Genomic DNA, 16,528 nt, shown 5'->3' on the forward strand with positions numbered 1-16,528 from the left:
CTCATCTCCGTACGCGAGTGGTTGTCATCCCATGTCGGGAGCAAAGGACAGTTAGCCCGGCGCGCCGAACGGCGACGTATGGACGCAGCACTCATCATCCTCGACGGGTGGGGACTCGGCGACCACGACCGCCGCGACGCAATCAAGGCGGCGGACACGCCGAACTTCGACCGCTACCGCGACGCGGGAGCCTTCGGGACGCTCATCGTCGACGGCCGGCGCGTCGGTCTCCCGGACGGCCAGATGGGCAACAGCGAGGTCGGCCACCTCAACATCGGGGCCGGTCGCGTCGTCAAGCAGGCGTACACCCGCATCGGCGACAGCATCGACGACGGCTCGTTCTTCGAGAACGACGCCATCACGGCCGCCTACGACCACGCCGACGAACACGACGGGCGCGTCCACCTCATGGGCCTCGTCTCCGACGGCGGCGTCCACTCCGACCAACAGCACCTCCACGCGCTCATCGAACTCGCCGCCGACCGCGGCGTCGAGGCCGTCACCCACGCCTTTACCGACGGCCGCGACACCAGTCCCACCGGCGGCGAGGCGTACCTCTCGGACCTCGAAGCCGTCGCCGACGAACAGGGCACCGGGGGCGTCGCCACCGTCTCCGGGCGCTACTACGCGATGGACCGCGACCAGAACTGGGAGCGCACCAAGCGCGCCTACGACGCCATCGTGGAGCGCGAGGCCGAGTGGACCGCCGACACCGCCGTCGACGCCGTCACCGCGTCGTACGACCGCGGCGATACCGACGAGTTCGTCGAGCCGACCGTCGTCGACGACGCGCCCGCGCTCGAAGACGGCGACTCGGTCGTCTTCTTCAACTTCCGCGCCGACCGCGCGCGACAGCTCGTGCGGATGCTCTGCGACATCGAGCCCGTCTGGGAGTTCGAGACGACGCCGCCGGAGGTGCTCATGACGACGATGACGCAGTACGACAAGACGTTCGACGTCTCTGTCGCCTACCCGCCGGAACAGCCCGAAGACACGCTCGGCGAGGTGCTCGCCGAGGAGCACATGACGCAGCTTCGCATGGCCGAATCGGAGAAGTACCCCCACGTCACCTACTTCCTCAACGGCGGCCGCGAGGTCGAGTTCGACGGCGAGATTCGGGAAATCGTCGAGAGCCCCGACGTGCCGACCTACGACCTCCAGCCCGAGATGTCCGCGAGAGAGCTCACCGACACGGCCATCGGTATCATCGAGTCCGACGACCCGAACGTGATGGTGCTCAACTACGCCAACCCCGACATGGTCGGCCACACCGGCGACTACGAGGCCGCCATCGAAGCGGTCGAGGCCGTCGACGAACAGCTCGGGCGGCTCGTCGAGAGCGTCCGCGCCCACGGCGGTCACGTCTGCATCACGGCCGACCACGGCAACGCCGACGACATGGGCACCGAAGACGACCCCCACACGGCCCACACGTTCAACCCCGTCCCGTTCGTCTACCTCGCGGCCGACCGCGACGACGAGGCGGCCGCGGAGAACGACGCCGAGGGCGAGCACACCGACCTCGACTCCGACCACCCGCTTTCGGGCGGCCGGACCGTCCGCGAGGGCGGCTCGCTGTGCGACATCGCGCCGACTATCCTCGAACTCGTCGGCGTCGACCAGCCGACCGCGATGACCGGCGAGTCGCTGTTAGAATAGGTCACCACCCACACGCTCGGTTCGATTTCCTTTGTTTTCCTACGCGCCCGAGCCGCTTCGATAGCGACGGTACGCGGTCGGCACGAGCATCGACACGCCCGCGACGGCGACAAGGACGACGAACTCCGGGCGGACGGCCGCGGCGAGGGACTCGGTCGTGAGCGTCTCGACGGACGCGCCGGCGACGACGCCCGCGACGGCCCACGGAAGTTCGCCGACGGCGGTTCCGAGCGCGAACGCGCCGAGTCGGACGTTGGCGACGCCCGCCGCCACCGACACCACGTCGGAGGGAATCGGAAGCAGGCGGCTCGCGGCGACGCCCCGCACCGAGCCCGTCTGTTCGACCGTTCGCTCGCCGACGTCGGCGAGTCTGGTCGCTCCCCGGTAGCGCCGCGCGAAGAGGAACGGCGGGACGCTCGTGAGGACGATGAGCGCCAGCGCCAACGGCACGCCGACCGGGCCGAGGCCGTAGCCGACGACGAGCGCGAGGAGCGTCGTCGGCCACGCGAGAAGGGGTCTCACGAGCGCGAGCGCGCTCGCGACGACGACGAGTCGCACGGGGTCGGCGGCGACCCACGCCGCGCGCGCGATGACGGCGTCTGGCGACGCAAGCAGGAAACCGGCGACGACGGCCGCGAGCGCGAGGCCGGCGGCGAGACGCGGACGGGGCACGGAAGCTCTGGAGTCGGTCGTCGCGCCGCGACCAAACGCTTTGTGCTTCGGAGGGCTTTAGCCCGACCCCGTTCGATTGGCTCCCGAACCGTGACCGAGCCCACACGCGACGAGCGCGTCGAACTCGCGGTCGACCTCCTCGCGCACCTCGAAGCCGACGAACTCTCCCTCGCCGAGGTCGTCGACCGCATCGAGACGGTCACCACGGACCCGACGCTCACGCGCGACATCCTCGACGCGGCGGAGCTTCGGGGCATCATCGAGCGCGACGGCGGCCGCATCCGCCACAACCGCGGCGGCACGTTCGTCCGGTTCGAGAGTCAGGTCGTCCAGCGCGAGGGCGACTTCGACTGCCGCCGCTGTGGCGCGTCCATCTCGACGGGCCACTTCGTGCGGTTCGAGTCGGGGGAACTCGGGCCGTTCGGCTCGTCGTGCGTCAGAAAAGTGCTCGGTCGGGAGTGACGCTCGCGGGGCCGCGACCGGCCGGTGGCCGGGGGTCGCGTTACCGCCCGCGGCGGAGTTCTTCGATGAGCTGTTCGACCAGCTCCTGCTGGTGGCGAATCTGCTCGCTTTGGGCCTCGACGACCTCGCGGAGCGACTCGATTTCGGCGGCGAGTTCGGCGTAATCGGCGTCCGAACCGGCGCCTCCGGCCGCCTCGGACTCGGCGGCCGACTCGAATCCCGACCCCTCGAACCCGAGGTCGCCGGCGTCGGCGACGTTGTCGGCCGACTGCTCAGTGGCCGGCGATTCGGTGGCCGACCGAGTCGTCGCGGCCTCGGCCGCCTTCGCTTCCGCCACCGCGCCGGTCGCGGACGTGGCTTCGACCGACTGGTTCCGGGCGGCCCGCTGGGCCGGTTCGGCTGGCGCGTCGCCCTCGGAGCGGGTGGCGTTCGCCGGCTCGTCGGAGAGTTCGCCGGGGTTCGCGCTCAGCGGGTCGGGGCCCGCGCCGAAGTCGGTGTTGTCGCGCTCCGTGTCGGCGGACTCGGCGTTCGCCTGCGCTTTTTCCATCTGGACGCGGAACTCTTCGAGGCTGCCGACGCCGTGGTAGTCACACAGCGCCCGCGCGAGTTTCTCGCGGACGAGCCGCGCCTGCTCGTTGGGAATCTTGAACCGCTCTTGGCGGCCGTCGACGGTGAGCACGACCGTCGTGGCGACGCTCCCCGACTCGAATTCGAGGTCGGTCACGTCGGCGAAGCGGTACGACTCGTAGTCCTCGTCCCAGACCGCGCTCCCGATGTGCCGGACGACGCGGGCGTCGGTGATGACGAACGTGAGTTCGCTGAACCGGAACGCCTGCACGAGGCGTTCGCCGTCCTCGTCGGTCACGCCGGCGGCCGCGAGGACGCCCTCGACGATTGGCTGGAGCGCGTCGTCGAGTCGCTTCGAGGACAGCGAGAACGTCTCGCTCCCGTCGAGGCCGTAGTCCAGCGATATCTTCGCTTTTCGTCGCCCCTCCTTGACGGACAGTCGCTCGGCGGCGTGCGAGAATTCGTCGACGGACTCGTCCGAAAGGAGGCCCTCGGCCCGATAGACGAGCGTCCGCGTCGGAGTTACAAACAGTTCGTCCTCGCCCCCGAGGTGGACGCGGGTCACCACGTCTTCCTCTCCGAGGACGGACTGGACGATCTCCGGTTGGCTCATGCGTGTGTGCATCCGGTGTTGGGACATAAATCCGCGGGTGATGACTCGAATCGAGTGGCGTGGTGACTCGCCCCGCGGCCATCGAAGATGAGAAGCTTAAATACAACCAGCACACAACGGGAAGTTGAGCCCGGGTGGCTTAGCTGGACATAGCGCCGCACTCATAGGGTTTCACAATCGGTGCGGAACGCCTTGGAAGCCTCCGCCCCCCGCGAGGTCATGCCGGCCTCGCACCTGGGACATGCGGAGATCGTGGGTTCGGAGCCCACCCCGGGCATTCTTCGATTTCAGTACGTGGCCGACTGATACGGGAGTCACGACGTCGTCTCCTGATTGCACACTCGTTTTAAGCCCACACGGGTTCGTCTGAAACCTCGCCACTGAAGACGCATATCTCGTCATCAAGATGCTTCAATCCCACAAGGGTTCGTCTGAAACTGGCGTTCTGGTACTTCGATAAGCAAGCAGCACGCGCTTCAATCCCACAAGGGTTCGTCTGAAACCCGCCACGCTCACGTTCGGCGCGCTCACGAACGGCGCTTCAATCCCACAAGGGTTCGTCTGAAACGTGCGGGGAGAGCACCGAGACACCGCCGATAACAACAGCTTCAATCCCACAAGGGTTCGTCTGAAACTTGTCGCGGTCGACTCGTGTGAGGTTAACACTGGCTTCAATCCCACAAGGGTTCGTCTGAAACCACTCGGCACCGCCGGCCTCCGCTTTCTCCCGAAGGCTTCAATCCCACAAGGGTTCGTCTGAAACGATTGACGGACAGACCATCGACATCGGCGATAGGACGCTTCAATCCCACAAGGGTTCGTCTGAAACGACGTTGCCATGATAGCGGGCGCGGCGGAGTTGAGGCTTCAATCCCACAAGGGTTCGTCTGAAACGGCAAGACGACGAACGTCCTCACGCCGACCGAGGCGCGCTTCAATCCCACAAGGGTTCGTCTGAAACCAGCCCGAATTCACGGGGGTAGGCGGCTGTACATGGCGAACTCACATCAACGTTTCCGTCGACCCCCAATTCCCCCGAGCCCCCCGGGGGGTCGACGGAACGACGGTTCAGCACCGGCGGTTGAGAGCCACTTCCGGAGAGATGCGTCATGCGTCCGTCTCGTCAGTGAGCCTCGACCGAACGCTGAAAAAACCGAAGGCGGAGTCGATGGCGCTAGTCCAGCGGGTCGTCGAGTTCGCCCATGACCGCTTCGAGGGCGTCGGTTGCGGTGAGGAGGCCGACGACCTCGCCGTCTCGCAGGACGAGCGCGAGTTCCTGGTCTTCGGCTTGGAACTGGTCGAACGCGTCGCTGACGTTCGTGTCGGCGGCGAGCGTCATCGTCGGCGCGGCGATTTCCTCGAACGAGCGCTCGCCGGCGCGGAGCGCCTCGAAGTTGTCGATGATGGAGGGCGCGTAGACGACGCCGCGGAAGTCGGTGAGCGAGTCGCCGACGAGCGGGAAGCGGGTGTGGGGGGTGTTTCGAATCCGGTCGAAGTTCTCGCCGGGCGTCGCCGTCGTCGAGAGCGAGACGATGTCGTTGCTGGGAATCATAATCTCGCTGATGGAGAGCTCGTCCACGTCGAGCGCGTTGAGCACCTCGTCGCGGCGCTCCTCGGGGAGTTCGCCCTCTTCGAGCAGGGAGTGCAGGCGCTCGCGGAGTTGCCCGCGGGACTCGATGACGTCGGTCTCGGTTTCGAGCCACGCGCCCGACATCTCGATGCCGAAGAGCTTGAGCGTCCACTTGGCGACCCAGTCGCCGAACTTGATGATGGGCGAGATGGCGACGTAGAACCAGTGGAGCGGCGTCGCGCCGTAGCGACAGACCATCCGGGAGCGCTCGACGCCGAGGTACGTCGGCGTCTGCTCACCGTGGGTGAGGTGCAGGAGGTTGATAATCAGGTAGGCGATGAGCGCGCCGGCTCCGATGGTCGCGAGCGTCGTCCCGGCGAAAAGCGGTTCGAGTAGCGGTTCGAACAGCGCCGCCAGCGCGGGCTCGGCGACGATACCGACGGCGATGCTCGACGCCGTGATTCCGACCTGACAGGTCGTGAGATACAGTTCGAGTTCTTGGGTCATCTCCCACGCGCGTTCGAGTCGGGAGTCGCCGTCGACGAACTCGGATTCGGTGAACTGCCGCGCACGGGTCAGCGCGAACTCGATAGCGACGAAGAAACCGTTCGTGAGGATGAGTAACGCCCCCGCGACGAGGCGTATACCGATCTCTGTTGGGTTCATCTGTGTCGGTGTCCCGTTCGTTCGGGGCCGACCCGTTAGAAAGCATCGGCCGTCCGGAAATACATAAGTTACTTTATCGGGAGTTGCATTTTATCTGGATTTGATTGCTGTTCTGATGAGAGCGGGCGAGAAAGTTAATGCCGCAGCGGACACAGGAGCAACTGAATGACGAGTCGAGAACTCGACGCGCTGGACAGGCAGATACTGTACACCCTGCAGGCGGAGGCGCGCCGCACGTCGTCGACCGACATCGCCGACGAACTCGACGCCTCGGCGAGCACCGTCCGGAACCGCATCCAGCGGCTCGAAGCCGACGGGGTGCTCCGCGGCTATCACGCCGACGTGGACTACGAGCGGGCGGGCTACCAGCTGTACACGCTCATCGTCTGTACGGCACCGATTCCGGAGCGCGAGGAGCTGGCCGAGGCCGCCGCCGCGGTCCCCGGCGTCGTCGAGGTACAGGAGGTGATGACCGGCGAGCGGAACGTCATGGTCCGGGCCATCGGCGTCGACGGCGACGACCTCAGCCGAATCGGCGAGGAGTTGGACGAACTGGGGCTTCGCGTCTCCGACGAGGACCTGATTCGGAACACCCACCGCCGGCCGTACGCGAAGTTCGGCGACGGGGGCGGCGAGTAACCCGGCCGGGAGCCGACGCGCGAAACGCCGCCACTCGGGCCCGGTACCGGTCCCCCAATCGCTCGGTAGACGAAACGAATCCACGGGCCGTGACACGCCGTCTCAGTGGCGAATGCGCTCTCATCGATACCCGGTAACGCGGTTCCCGAACCACCGGTACAGCTTTGACAGGTGATAACGAACTGGTAATCGCCGTTGTCAGAGACCCTCCCGTTCGCGTCGGTCTCTCGCCGACCGGACGCCCCCCACCCCCCACCACCACCATCACCACCAGAGCGGTTCAACGCGCTCCGACAACGGGTAGTCGCAGCTGAAACAGCATCGCGCGGCCGAGTCTCCCGCACTCGCCGCGTGGTACGCTACGTGGTTTCATCGGACGGCCGCCCCCGGTCGTTCGCTTCCGACGGCGTCCACGACTGGGTTTTCCGTGCTCCGCTGTACTCGTGAGCCGTGAGCGACGCGCCCGCGGCGGCCGACGAGGTTGTGCAGGCCGCGACCGGCTCAGTCGAGTCGCTCGACCTGAATCAGCGCGACGGGGTCGTCCCAGCCGTAGACGGCCGGGTCGAGGTCGCCGTCGCCGACGATGCCGGCGTGCGGCGCGACGACGCCGCCCTCGGCGAGGTCCGGGTCGCTCATCCCGGTTCCCTCGGTCCCGGAGTCGATGCCGTAGAGGGCCTGTGCAGGGGGGACCATGTCGCCGTACGCCTCGGTGTTGACCTCAGTTCCGGCGTCGTAGCTGGCCGCGAAGTACGACCGCGACTCGTTTACCCGCTCCGGCAGCGGCACGGTGTCGAGGCCGGCGAAGCCGTCGTTCGTACCGATGAGCATGCTGACGAAGGAGAGATACGCGCCGCTGGCGTCGGTCTCCAGTTCGAGCGTGACGGCCGCGGGGAACATCTCGCTCGCCGGGAGCTCCTCGGGGACGAGCGGCGCGTCGGCGACCGCGACGCCGCGCACGTCGTCGCTCTCCTCGGCCAGTTCACCGAGCGGGCCGAGGTTTCCGTTCTCGGCGAGTTCCCTGATGGCGTCGCTCGCCGGGTCGCCGACGGCGAACAGTTCCACGCCGGCGCGGTGGGCGACCACCGCCGGCGGGGTGAACGGCTGTCCGGTCGTGAGGTTCGCCACCGTCACGCGGTAGGTCCGCGCGGACTGTCCGTTCCCGTCGGTCCCGTTTCCGGCCGATTGGCCCGGCAGGCTCGCGCTACCCAGACAGCCGGCGAGGGCGGCCAGCACGCCCGCGCCGGTCAGTCCGAGTGCGGTTCGTCGCGTCGTCGGAGTCGTCGTGTCTCTCATTGGTCTCACGTGTGGTCGGTGCCACGACGAGGAAGACGCGAGACCGGCTAAAGGCGGTTTTTCGAGATTCGGGGAGACTCCGTGACGAATCGGGGTCGAGTCAGTACCAAATTCGGACGGGGTGCGAGCGGGACGGGTCTGGCGCGTGCGATACCGCCGGGGCGCTCACCGGACCGTCACGTAGGTCAGGAACGCCAGCGCGACGAGTTGGAGGCCGCGGAGGACCAACACGGCCTGCTGGACGTGGGGGTCCCCGGAGTAGAGGCTCTGCATCGTGAAAAAGAAGTAGAGCGCGACGGCGTTCTCGACGAGCATGACGACGGCGAACGCGAGCAGGCCGAGGACGAGCGAGGTGCGGAACGTCCGGTAGTTGCGAATCCACACGGCGGTCAGCGCCGCGAGGAGGACGATGTTCACGCCCGAGAGGGCGCTCGCCGCCACGATTTGGGTGTCCATTGCCATGATCAATCGAGCTGTGTCGCGATCTCTTCGAAGGTGTCGCGGTACCGTTCGAACTGGTCGGTGAGGAAGTACAGTCGCCCGTACTTGTCGCCGCCGGCCTCGACGACGCCGTGGGATTCGAGAGCGTCGAGGTGGTGTCTGACGGTCTTGTAGCCCACGTCGAGTTCGTCGGCGAGGCGGTTCGCGTTCCGCGGGCGCTCCGAGAGGACGCGGATGATGCGGACGCGGTTCTCGCCGCCGCGGGTCGCCGTGAGCAGATACCAGAGCGCCTTTTCCATCGACTGTTCGTTCGGTTGATTGGTCGAGCGCGGTATTATTCTCGCGGGTGCCGTTCGACGCGACGGGTTCGATTCGGCGACGCCCGACCATGAGCGTTGTTCCAGTTCCGTACCAAATTCGGGTGGAGTCTCCGGGCGCGTCGAGGCCGCCTCGCCACTGGGCCGAGCGAGGCCGGGCCGACTGAGGACCCCGCCGACGGCAGTAAGGGATATGTCGGTCGCGTCCTACGAAAACTCGTATGGACGACGACGCCGGACGGAACGCGTGCGCCATCGAATCCCCGAAGGGCAGACCCTGCCCCTTCTGCGGCACGTCGATGGACCACCGCCACTGCAAGTACGTCTGCCCGGAACACGGGGTCGTCTACGACTGCAGCGACACGTTCTGGTAACGAATCCTGACAGGAGACGCTCGAAACGGGGCCGCCGCGAAGTCGGCGGGTTCGCGGGTTGATTTCACGACGGCACGAAGCGTTATGTCGGCGGCGACCGAACTAATGACTGTCCTCCCCGGTCAGCTCAGTTGGTCCCGAGACGGATGCGGCCACGCACACGAAACGATGCTCAACGAATCACAGGTCGAGGCGGGAAAAGACATCCAACAGCGGACGGGAAAGACGTTCTACTTCGCGACGCGCCTCCTTCCGGAACGCGTCAGACACGCCACGTACGTCCTGTACGCGTTCTTCCGCGTCGCCGACGAGGTCGTCGACGCCGAGCGGACCGCGCCGCCGGCAACACAGCGCGAGCGCCTCGAACGCCTCCGCGCCGAGGCGCTCGGCGAGACGGAGACCGACGACCCCGTCCTGTCGGCGTTCGCCGAGCTCAGGGAGCGCTACGGCATCGACCCCGACGACGTGAACGTCTTCATCGACGCGATGGAGTCGGACATCGAGAAGGACCGCTACGAGACCTACGAGGAGTTAGAGACGTACATGGACGGGTCGGCCTCGGCGGTCGGCCGGATGATGACCGCAGTCATGCGGCCCGACGACCCCGAGGCGGCGCTCCCGCACGCGACGGCGCTCGGGCAGGCGTTTCAGATGTCGAACTTCCTCCGCGACGTGGGCGAAGACGTGGTCGAGCGCGACCGGGTCTACCTCCCGCGGACGACGCTGGACCGCCACGGCGTCGACACCGAACAGATTCTCGCACTCGAATTCGACGAGCGCGTCGCCGACGTGATGCGCGACGAACTCCGCCGAACGGAGTCGCTGTACCGCGACGGCGTCGCCGGCATCGAGTACCTCCCGGCGGACTGCCAGTTCCCGGTGTTGCTCTCGGCGGTGCTGTACGCCGACCACCATCGGTCGATTCGCAAGCTCGGCTACGACACGCTCACGACGACGCCGGAACTCGGCTTCGGGCGAAAGCTCGCGCTCCTCGCGAAGACCGCGGCGTACTGGGCCGTCTGGCGCGACCCCGTGGCCGTGTTCAAGGCCGTCAGCGTCGTCCCCTACCCCGACGACGAGGAACTCGACGCGGAGTTCGGCCCCGGTTCGACGCCGGCCGGTCGCTCGCGGCGCAGCGGGCGCGTCTCCGGGTGGCTCCGGTCGCTGAGCCGCTGGGGATCGGACTGAGGGCGCAGTTTCTCCGCGAGTGAAACGGTTTACTGGGTGGCCGACGGAGTCCCCGCCATGTACCGCGTCACCCTCGATACCCGGTTAGACTGTCCGCTGGGACGGGTGACCGCCGCGCACGACGTGACGCTTACCACGCCGTACTGGAATCTCTCGCCCGAGACGGGGCGGTGTGACCTCTGGGTCGAGGCCTCGTCGCCGGGGCGGTCGCAGTTGGAATCGAGCATCCGCGCGCTCAGAGACGCCGACGGCGTCAGCTATTTCGAACTCAAGCGAAAGCGCGGCTCGCACGCGACCGCCCACGTCGTGCTCGAAGAGACCGTCGCCATCGAAACGGTCCTCGCCAACGGCGGCGCGGTCATCGCCCCCCTCCGCGACAGAGACGGCTGGGAGCGGTGGCATCTCGGCTTCGCCGACCCCGACGCCGCGGCCGCCACCCTCGACTCGCTCGACCGCCGGTACGAACTCGCCGTCGTCGAGCAGACGCCGCTCGGAGACTCGCTTTCGGCCGACGTCTTCCGGAACTTCGACGAGGCCGCGACGCTCCTCGACGGCTGTACCCGACTCACCGACGCCGAGTCGGACGTGCTCCGAACGGCGGTCGAACACGGCTACTACGAGACGCCGAGAGGGGAGTCGCTCGCCTCCCTCGGCGAGCGGTGCGGCGTCTCCGACGTGGCCATCTCGAAGACGCTCCGCCGCGCGGAGCGGAAACTCCTCGGGGCGGCCGTCTCCGCGCTCGCGGGGCTCGGAGACGACCCGACGACCGCGAGAGCCGGCGACGGACGTTAGCATACTAACCGTCGAGTTCTCCGGAGTCGCGGGCGTCGGTTTCGGTGATGAGCGCGCACGCCGACACACCGCCGTCGCCCGTCCGCCGGACGGTTCCGGCTCCCGACGAACCGCCGAGAACCATCGACCCGGGTTCGACCCCGTCTCGGGCATTGACTCGACGCGATGGTCGGTGAGCGGCTCCCCGTCGGCCGGTATCGAAACGCCGCCCTGTACGTCCTGTTGGCGGCGCTCTGGGGCGGGGCGTACCCCGCGGTGACGCTCGGCCTGGGGTCGTTCCCGCCGATTCTGTACGCCGCGCTCCGGCTCGACATCGGCGCGGCGCTCCTGGTGCCGTACGTGGCGTGGCGCGCCGACTACTGGCGGCCGCGGACGAGTCGCGACTGGACGGCCGTCGCGGCGGCGGGCCTCCTCGCGCTCGCGGGCTACGGCGTCCTCCAGAACGTCGGCCAACAGACCGTCCCGAGCGCGGTGGCGTCCATACTCGCGGGGCTGATTCCGATACTGACCGTCGGCTTCGCGAAGCTGTGGCTCCCCGACGAGCGGTTCGGCCCGGTCGAACTCCTCGGCGTCGCCGTCGGCTTCCTCGGGTTGGTCGTCATCACCGACCCGGACCCGTCGAACCTCCTCGGCGGGAACGCCGCGGGGCAGGCGGTGCTGGTGCTCGCCTCGGCCGCCTTCGCGCTCGGCGGCGTGCTCACCCAGCGAATCGAATCCGAGATGCCGTTCGCCGCCCGCACCGCGTGGGCGATGGTCGTCGCGGCCGTCGCGACCCACCTCGCCAGCGCCGCGAGTCCGACCGAGTCGCTGGCGCAGGTCGACGTGTCGCTCGCGGGCGTCGCCGGTCTCGTCTACCTCGGCGTCTTCGCGACCGCGGTCAGCTACCTGCTGTACTTCTCGCTTCTGCCGCGTCTCGGCTCGGTCGAACTCAACCTCGTCACCTACGCCACCGCCGGCTTCGGGACGGTGTACAGCTGGTTCCTGTTTACCGACCCCGTGACCGCGGCCACGCTCGTCGGCTTCGGACTGGTCCTCCTCGGCTTCGGCCTGCTCAAGTGGGAGCGACTCGGCGCGGCCTACCGAGGCCGGCGTCGCGGCGTCGAGTCGGACTGAAAACAGCCGCCGGAGACACCGACGCTCAGGATCAGGACCGCCACGGCAACCGCCGCGGAAGCCGCAGGAGCCGCGAGTCGAACCGGTCCGTCTTGAGCAGTCCGACGCCGAACAGCGCCGCGACCGCGACGGGAACCCAGTTGCCGAACCACGCGTTGATACCGCCCCAGAGGATGACGAAGCTCACGAGGTCGTCGAGCATGAACTCCGTGCGGTCGAGGCGGGCGAGGAGCGCCTCGCGGTCGAACGACCAGTCGAGCGCGGCGACGGCGACGGTCGCGCTGACGACCCAGCCGGCGTAGTTCGAAAGCGGGACGCCGTAGAACAGGTGCGCGTCGTCGGCGAGGCGGTCGTACTCCCAGAAGCCGAGCGCGACCGCGCCGGGGTCGAGCACCACGTCCATGGCGAGCACGGCCGCGATGACGACGCCGAGGCGGACGGCCCCGTTGCGGGCGCGGTCGCCCAGCAGGAGCAGACACAGCAGGTAGGCGTTCATCACGAGCGGGATGAAAAACACCGGCAGGCCGACCGGAACCCCGGCGACCGTCGGCCCGAGGTCGACGCCGTAGTGGAACCAGCCGTACGGCCAGCCCGTGGTGACGCCGGTGTACTCGATGGCGTAGGCGTAGGCGGTGAGCGCGCCGACGCCGAGTGCGGCCCTGCGCGTCACGAGCGGCAGGACTCCCACGACGAGCGGCGAGCGCATCACGAGCGTCCCGAGGAGGATGAGAAACGCGTTGAACGCCAGCGGGTCGGGGAGCCAGCCCATCGCGCTGGCGACGAGGAGCACCGCGCCGTTCAGCGGGAAGAACACCGAGATGGTAAAGCGGTTGTCGCGCACGAGTCGGTCGAGCGCGTCCTCGGCGTCGCGGCGGCTAGAGGGGAGCCGGGCTCGCAGGTCGCTCGCGCTCACGGACGCACCTCCGGGGACTCGCGTTCACCCATTGACGAGCCTCCAGAGCGCCCCGAGGGTGATGAGCATACCGACGACGGTGTTGATGGCGGGGTACCACCAGTACGCCCGGTCCACGTCGACGCCGGCGGCGACGATGCCGAGGACGACGACGGGATAGGCCGCCAACAGCGCGCCGAGGCGGGGGTCGACCGCGGCGAAGGCGACGGCGGCGAGCGCCCACGTCGCGGCGCAGTACCAGTAGGTCCGGCGCTCGCCGAGGGCCGTCGCAGTCGTCCGAATCCCGGCCTCGCGGTCGGGTTCGATGTCGGGAATCGCGGAGAACGTGTGCATCCCCATCGTCCAGAGCCACGCGCCCGCGACGGCGAGCATCGGCGGGTTCGACCCCGAGACGGCCGCGTAGGCGGCGACGCCCGGCAAGATGTACAGCCCGTTCGACACAGAGTCGAGAAGCGGCGTCGTCTTGAACCGCAGCGGCGGCGCGCTGTACTCGACCGCGAGGAAGAAGTGCGCGGCGAGCCACGGCCACGCGACCCGCGGAACGAGCACGAACAGGCCGACGCCGAGCAGGCCGCTCGCGGCGACGACGGCGGTGTTCACCGGGTCGCCGCGCCAGCGGGCCTCGCGCTCGTCTTTCTTCGGGTTCGCCTCGTCCACGTCGGCGTCGAACACGTCGTTGACGCCGTAGAGAAAGACGTTCGCGGGGACGAGGAAGTACGCGAACAGCGCGACCGATTCGAGGGCGAACAGGTCGGCGGGGGCGCTCGCGGCGGCCGCGACGCCGACGACGACGGGGCCGGCGAGATAGAGCCAAAACCGGGGCCGCGAGAGGACCGCGAGGTAGACGAGGCGGTCCCGCAGACTCCCGTCTTCCCGCCCGTCGTCGCCGGACTCTCCGGACTCTCCGGACTCACCGCCCCCGCCGGCTTCGGTCTGTGCGGCCATGCCGGCGCTCACCTCGCGTCGGCGGCCATCTCCTCGGCGGTGAGTTGGCCGCTGATGAGACACATCGGGACGCCGATGCCCGGCGTGGTGAACGAGCCGGTGAAGTAGAGGCCGTCGACCGCGTCGGAGCCGTGCGGCGGGCGGAGCAGCGCCGTCTGGAACAGCGTGTGCGCGAGCCCGAGCGCGGTGCCCTGCGTGCTGTTGTAGCGTTCTTTGAAGTCGTTCACGCAGAACGACTCCTCGACGACAATTCTGTCGCGCAGGTCGACGCCGGTGTTGTCGGCGATGTCGTCGAGGACGAGGTCACGGTACGACTCGCGCTGCTCGGGCGTGTCCTCCAGTCCGGCCGCGATGGGGACGAGCGCGAACAGGTTGCTGTGGCCCTCGGGTACGACCGAGTCGTCGGTCTCCGAGGGGACACAGAGGTAGTACGCGGGGTCGTCGGGCCACGCCGGGTCGTCGAATATCGTCTCGAAGTGGTCGTCCCAGTCGGTGGGGAGGACGAGCGTGTGGTGGGCGAGTTCGTCCACGTCGCCCTCGACGCCGAGGTACAGGAGGAACGCCGAGGGAGCGTACGTCCGGGAGTCCCAGTAGTCGGCGTCGTACTGGCGCTTTTTCTCCGGGAGGAGTTCCTGTTCGGTGTGGGCGTAGTCGGCGTCGGAGACGACCTGGTCGCAGAGGAACTCGCGGCCGTCCTCGGTGCGGACGGCGAACCCGCCGCGGCGACCGGCGATTTCGGCCACGGGGGAGTCGGTGTGGAACTCGACGCCCAGCTCTTCGGCGAGGTCGACGATGGCGTCGACGACGCCCGCGAGGCCGCCGTCGGGGTAGTAGACGCCCATGTTGAAATCGACGTGGCTCATGAGGTTGTAGAGCGCCGGCGTGTTGTTCGGCGCGCCGCCGAGGAACACCAGCGTGTACTGCATTATCTGCTGGAGCTTCGGGTGGTCGAAGTAGTTCTCGACGTGGTCCTGCATCGAGCCGACGAGCGACAGCCCCCACGAGTAGCGGAACACGTCGAGGTCGATGTAGTCGGTGAGGTCCGGGCGGTCGGTGTAGACGAAGTGTTCCATCCCGATTCGGTAGTTCCGCTCGGCCTTCCGGAGGTAGTCGTCGAGCCTGTCGCCCGCGCCGGGTTCGTAGGACTCGAAGGTGGCCTTGTTGGCCGCGACGTCGGGGAGCATGTCCACCCGGTCGCCGTCCTTGAAGAAGATGCGGTAGTGCGGGTCGAGTCGGGTCAGCCCGTAGTAGTCCTCGGGTCGCTTGCCGAAGTAGGCGAAGAACCGCTCGAACACGTCGGGCATGAGATACCACGACGGCCCCATGTCGAACCGGAAGCCGTCGCGTTCGAGTATGCTGGCTCGGCCGCCGAGCTGTTCGTTCTTCTCCAACAGCGTCACGTCGGCACCGGCGTCGGCGAGATAGCACGCCGTCGAGAGGCCGCCGAAGCCGCCGCCGACGACGACGACGGACTCCCCGGCGAGAGAGTCGAGAGCCGAGACAGAACTCATGTCCGTTCGTACGGACGTAGAGGACATAAATCGACTGACCGAACCGACCGCCGTCGGGGGGTAGCTTTAGGCTCGGTCCCTCCTTACGGCCCCGCATGAACGACACCACCGCGGTGGTCACGGGCGCGAGTTCCGGCATCGGCGCGGCGGTCGCGCGCGCCTTCGGCCGCGCCGGTGCGACGGTCGTCGCCTGCGCCCGCGACGGCGATGCCCTCCAGTCCGTCGTCGACGACATCGAGGCCGCCGGCGGGACCGCCAGCGCCGTCCGCGCCGACGTGCGCGACGAACTCGACATGGAGCGCCTGATGGAGACGGCGGCCCGCGCCGGCGGGGAAATCGACGTGCTCGTCGCCAACGCCGCCGTCGCCCACGGGACGCCCGGCGAGATGCCCGCGCCCGAGGAGTCCTACGCGGCGTTCGACGACACCCTCCGGACCAACGTCCGCGGCGTCTTCGCGGCGGTCAAAGAGGCGCTCCCGCACATGGCCGACGACGGGCGAATCCTCGTCCCCTCCGGGTCCATCGCCCGCGAGGTCAAGCCGGGGATGGGCGCGTACGCCGTCTCCAAGGCGGCCGCCGAGGCGCTCGTCCGGCAGTTCGCCGCCGACTGCGACCGGACCGTGACGGTCGTCGACCCCGGCCTCGTCGCTACCGACCTCACCGGCGGGCAGGGCCGCGACCCCGACGACGTGGCCGACCTGTTCGTCTGGGCGGCGTCCGACGCCGACTCCGCCGAGTTCGACGGCGATGTCGCGGACCTCAAGGCGTGGAAGCGGGCGACGCGCTGAGGTCT

At 68.2% G+C, this 16,528-nt stretch carries 17 protein-coding genes, 1 tRNA gene and 1 CRISPR repeat array; of the genes, 9 read left to right on the plus strand and 9 right to left on the minus strand.

Going from position 1 to position 16,528, the window contains the following annotated elements; translation table 11 throughout:
• The first annotated feature begins 78 nt into the window (after positions 1-78).
• Positions 79-1,659 carry a 2,3-bisphosphoglycerate-independent phosphoglycerate mutase gene (gpmI, locus tag FY251_RS19575; protein ID WP_148416677.1) on the plus strand — a complete coding sequence of 527 codons (1,581 nt, stop codon included), beginning with the start codon at positions 79-81 and terminating at the stop codon, positions 1,657-1,659.
• A 39-nt stretch (positions 1,660-1,698) separates the two neighbouring features.
• On the opposite strand, the gene FY251_RS19580 is transcribed toward gpmI, so the two are convergent.
• On the minus strand, positions 1,699-2,331 hold the full coding sequence (locus FY251_RS19580) for a TVP38/TMEM64 family protein (RefSeq protein WP_148416678.1): 633 nt from the start codon (positions 2,329-2,331) through the stop codon (positions 1,699-1,701).
• 90 nt (positions 2,332-2,421) lie between these two features.
• Between FY251_RS19580 and FY251_RS19585 the strand changes: the two genes are divergently transcribed.
• The gene (locus tag FY251_RS19585) at positions 2,422-2,793 is read left to right on the plus strand and encodes a DUF5830 family protein (RefSeq protein ID WP_148416679.1); all 372 of its coding nucleotides are present in this window, start codon (positions 2,422-2,424) and stop codon (positions 2,791-2,793) included.
• 40 nt (positions 2,794-2,833) lie between these two features.
• Here the strand turns inward: FY251_RS19585 and FY251_RS19590 are convergent, their stop codons facing one another.
• Positions 2,834-3,973: a hypothetical protein gene (locus tag FY251_RS19590; RefSeq protein ID WP_148416680.1), complete on the minus strand. Its 1,140-nt coding sequence runs from the start codon at positions 3,971-3,973 to the stop codon at positions 2,834-2,836.
• 128 nt (positions 3,974-4,101) lie between these two features.
• On the opposite strand from FY251_RS19590, the gene FY251_RS19595 reads away from it, so the two are divergent.
• Positions 4,102-4,250 (plus strand) — tRNA-Met (locus FY251_RS19595).
• 66 nt (positions 4,251-4,316) lie between these two features.
• Positions 4,317-4,934: a CRISPR direct-repeat array (repeat unit 30 nt; unit sequence GCTTCAATCCCACAAGGGTTCGTCTGAAAC).
• Between the two features lie 213 nt (positions 4,935-5,147).
• On the opposite strand, the gene FY251_RS19600 is transcribed toward FY251_RS19595, so the two are convergent.
• Positions 5,148-6,209, minus strand: coding sequence for a CNNM domain-containing protein (locus tag FY251_RS19600; protein ID WP_089781369.1), 1,062 nt, complete (start codon positions 6,207-6,209; stop codon positions 5,148-5,150).
• 165 nt (positions 6,210-6,374) lie between these two features.
• On the opposite strand from FY251_RS19600, the gene FY251_RS19605 reads away from it, so the two are divergent.
• Positions 6,375-6,848, plus strand: coding sequence for an Lrp/AsnC family transcriptional regulator (locus tag FY251_RS19605; protein ID WP_089781368.1), 474 nt, complete (start codon positions 6,375-6,377; stop codon positions 6,846-6,848).
• A 501-nt stretch (positions 6,849-7,349) separates the two neighbouring features.
• On the opposite strand, the gene FY251_RS19610 is transcribed toward FY251_RS19605, so the two are convergent.
• The 3 genes from FY251_RS19610 to FY251_RS19620 all read right to left on the minus strand — a co-directional run bounded on the left by FY251_RS19610 (position 7,350) and on the right by FY251_RS19620 (position 8,881).
• The gene (locus FY251_RS19610; RefSeq protein WP_148416681.1) at positions 7,350-8,141 is read right to left on the minus strand and encodes a spondin domain-containing protein; all 792 of its coding nucleotides are present in this window, start codon (positions 8,139-8,141) and stop codon (positions 7,350-7,352) included.
• A gap of 165 nt (positions 8,142-8,306) precedes the next feature.
• Positions 8,307-8,603, minus strand: a complete 297-nt coding sequence (locus FY251_RS19615) for a hypothetical protein (protein WP_148416682.1) — start codon at positions 8,601-8,603, stop codon at positions 8,307-8,309.
• 2 nt (positions 8,604-8,605) lie between these two features.
• Positions 8,606-8,881 carry a winged helix-turn-helix domain-containing protein gene (locus FY251_RS19620; RefSeq protein WP_148416683.1) on the minus strand — a complete coding sequence of 92 codons (276 nt, stop codon included), beginning with the start codon at positions 8,879-8,881 and terminating at the stop codon, positions 8,606-8,608.
• Between the two features lie 239 nt (positions 8,882-9,120).
• Between FY251_RS19620 and FY251_RS22705 the strand changes: the two genes are divergently transcribed.
• The 4 genes from FY251_RS22705 to FY251_RS19635 all read left to right on the plus strand — a co-directional run bounded on the left by FY251_RS22705 (position 9,121) and on the right by FY251_RS19635 (position 12,366).
• On the plus strand, positions 9,121-9,273 hold the full coding sequence (locus FY251_RS22705; RefSeq protein ID WP_004042510.1) for an HVO_2523 family zinc finger protein: 153 nt from the start codon (positions 9,121-9,123) through the stop codon (positions 9,271-9,273).
• Between the two features lie 168 nt (positions 9,274-9,441).
• Positions 9,442-10,461 carry a phytoene/squalene synthase family protein gene (locus tag FY251_RS19625; protein WP_148416725.1) on the plus strand — a complete coding sequence of 340 codons (1,020 nt, stop codon included), beginning with the start codon at positions 9,442-9,444 and terminating at the stop codon, positions 10,459-10,461.
• A gap of 57 nt (positions 10,462-10,518) precedes the next feature.
• On the plus strand, positions 10,519-11,253 hold the full coding sequence (locus tag FY251_RS19630) for a helix-turn-helix domain-containing protein (protein WP_148416684.1): 735 nt from the start codon (positions 10,519-10,521) through the stop codon (positions 11,251-11,253).
• A gap of 165 nt (positions 11,254-11,418) precedes the next feature.
• Positions 11,419-12,366 carry a DMT family transporter gene (locus tag FY251_RS19635; protein ID WP_148416685.1) on the plus strand — a complete coding sequence of 316 codons (948 nt, stop codon included), beginning with the start codon at positions 11,419-11,421 and terminating at the stop codon, positions 12,364-12,366.
• Between the two features lie 31 nt (positions 12,367-12,397).
• On the opposite strand, the gene cruF is transcribed toward FY251_RS19635, so the two are convergent.
• The 3 genes from cruF to FY251_RS19650 are packed head-to-tail and all read right to left on the minus strand — an operon-like array spanning position 12,398 to position 15,735.
• On the minus strand, positions 12,398-13,279 hold the full coding sequence (gene cruF, locus FY251_RS19640) for a bisanhydrobacterioruberin hydratase (protein WP_148416686.1): 882 nt from the start codon (positions 13,277-13,279) through the stop codon (positions 12,398-12,400).
• Positions 13,280-13,303: 24 nt separating this feature from the next.
• Positions 13,304-14,236: a prenyltransferase gene (locus FY251_RS19645; protein ID WP_394349450.1), complete on the minus strand. Its 933-nt coding sequence runs from the start codon at positions 14,234-14,236 to the stop codon at positions 13,304-13,306.
• Positions 14,233-15,735 (minus strand): NAD(P)/FAD-dependent oxidoreductase, encoded by a 1,503-nt coding sequence (locus tag FY251_RS19650; RefSeq protein WP_148416688.1) that lies wholly within the window; start codon positions 15,733-15,735, stop codon positions 14,233-14,235. The genes FY251_RS19645 and FY251_RS19650 overlap by 4 nt, the downstream gene beginning before the upstream one ends.
• Positions 15,736-15,830: 95 nt before the next feature.
• Here FY251_RS19650 and FY251_RS19655 point away from each other — a divergent pair, with 95 nt between their 5' ends.
• Positions 15,831-16,523, plus strand: coding sequence for an SDR family NAD(P)-dependent oxidoreductase (locus FY251_RS19655; RefSeq protein ID WP_148416689.1), 693 nt, complete (start codon positions 15,831-15,833; stop codon positions 16,521-16,523).
• The last annotated feature ends 5 nt before the right edge of the window (positions 16,524-16,528 follow it).

The organism is Haloferax sp. KTX1, assembly GCF_902410085.1.
GTDB lineage: Archaea > Halobacteriota > Halobacteria > Halobacteriales > Haloferacaceae > Haloferax > Haloferax massiliensis.

What these genes read in the sequence shown, in the direction of transcription:
- FY251_RS19590 (WP_148416680.1), bottom strand. Translation starts at nt 3,973, where the DNA reads ATGAGCCAACCGGAGATCGTCCAGTCCGTCCTCGGAGAGGAAGACGTG.
- FY251_RS19655 (WP_148416689.1), top strand. Translation starts at nt 15,831, where the DNA reads ATGAACGACACCACCGCGGTGGTCACGGGCGCGAGTTCCGGCATCGGC.
- FY251_RS19635 (WP_148416685.1), top strand. Translation starts at nt 11,419, where the DNA reads ATGGTCGGTGAGCGGCTCCCCGTCGGCCGGTATCGAAACGCCGCCCTG.
- FY251_RS19620 (WP_148416683.1), bottom strand. Translation starts at nt 8,881, where the DNA reads ATGGAAAAGGCGCTCTGGTATCTGCTCACGGCGACCCGCGGCGGCGAG.
- FY251_RS19625 (WP_148416725.1), top strand. Translation starts at nt 9,442, where the DNA reads ATGCTCAACGAATCACAGGTCGAGGCGGGAAAAGACATCCAACAGCGG.
- FY251_RS19600 (WP_089781369.1), bottom strand. Translation starts at nt 6,209, where the DNA reads ATGAACCCAACAGAGATCGGTATACGCCTCGTCGCGGGGGCGTTACTC.
- FY251_RS19605 (WP_089781368.1), top strand. Translation starts at nt 6,375, where the DNA reads ATGACGAGTCGAGAACTCGACGCGCTGGACAGGCAGATACTGTACACC.
- gpmI (WP_148416677.1), top strand. Translation starts at nt 79, where the DNA reads ATGGACGCAGCACTCATCATCCTCGACGGGTGGGGACTCGGCGACCAC.
- FY251_RS19630 (WP_148416684.1), top strand. Translation starts at nt 10,519, where the DNA reads ATGTACCGCGTCACCCTCGATACCCGGTTAGACTGTCCGCTGGGACGG.
- FY251_RS22705 (WP_004042510.1), top strand. Translation starts at nt 9,121, where the DNA reads ATGGACGACGACGCCGGACGGAACGCGTGCGCCATCGAATCCCCGAAG.
- FY251_RS19650 (WP_148416688.1), bottom strand. Translation starts at nt 15,735, where the DNA reads ATGAGTTCTGTCTCGGCTCTCGACTCTCTCGCCGGGGAGTCCGTCGTC.
- FY251_RS19615 (WP_148416682.1), bottom strand. Translation starts at nt 8,603, where the DNA reads ATGGCAATGGACACCCAAATCGTGGCGGCGAGCGCCCTCTCGGGCGTG.
- FY251_RS19610 (WP_148416681.1), bottom strand. Translation starts at nt 8,141, where the DNA reads ATGAGAGACACGACGACTCCGACGACGCGACGAACCGCACTCGGACTG.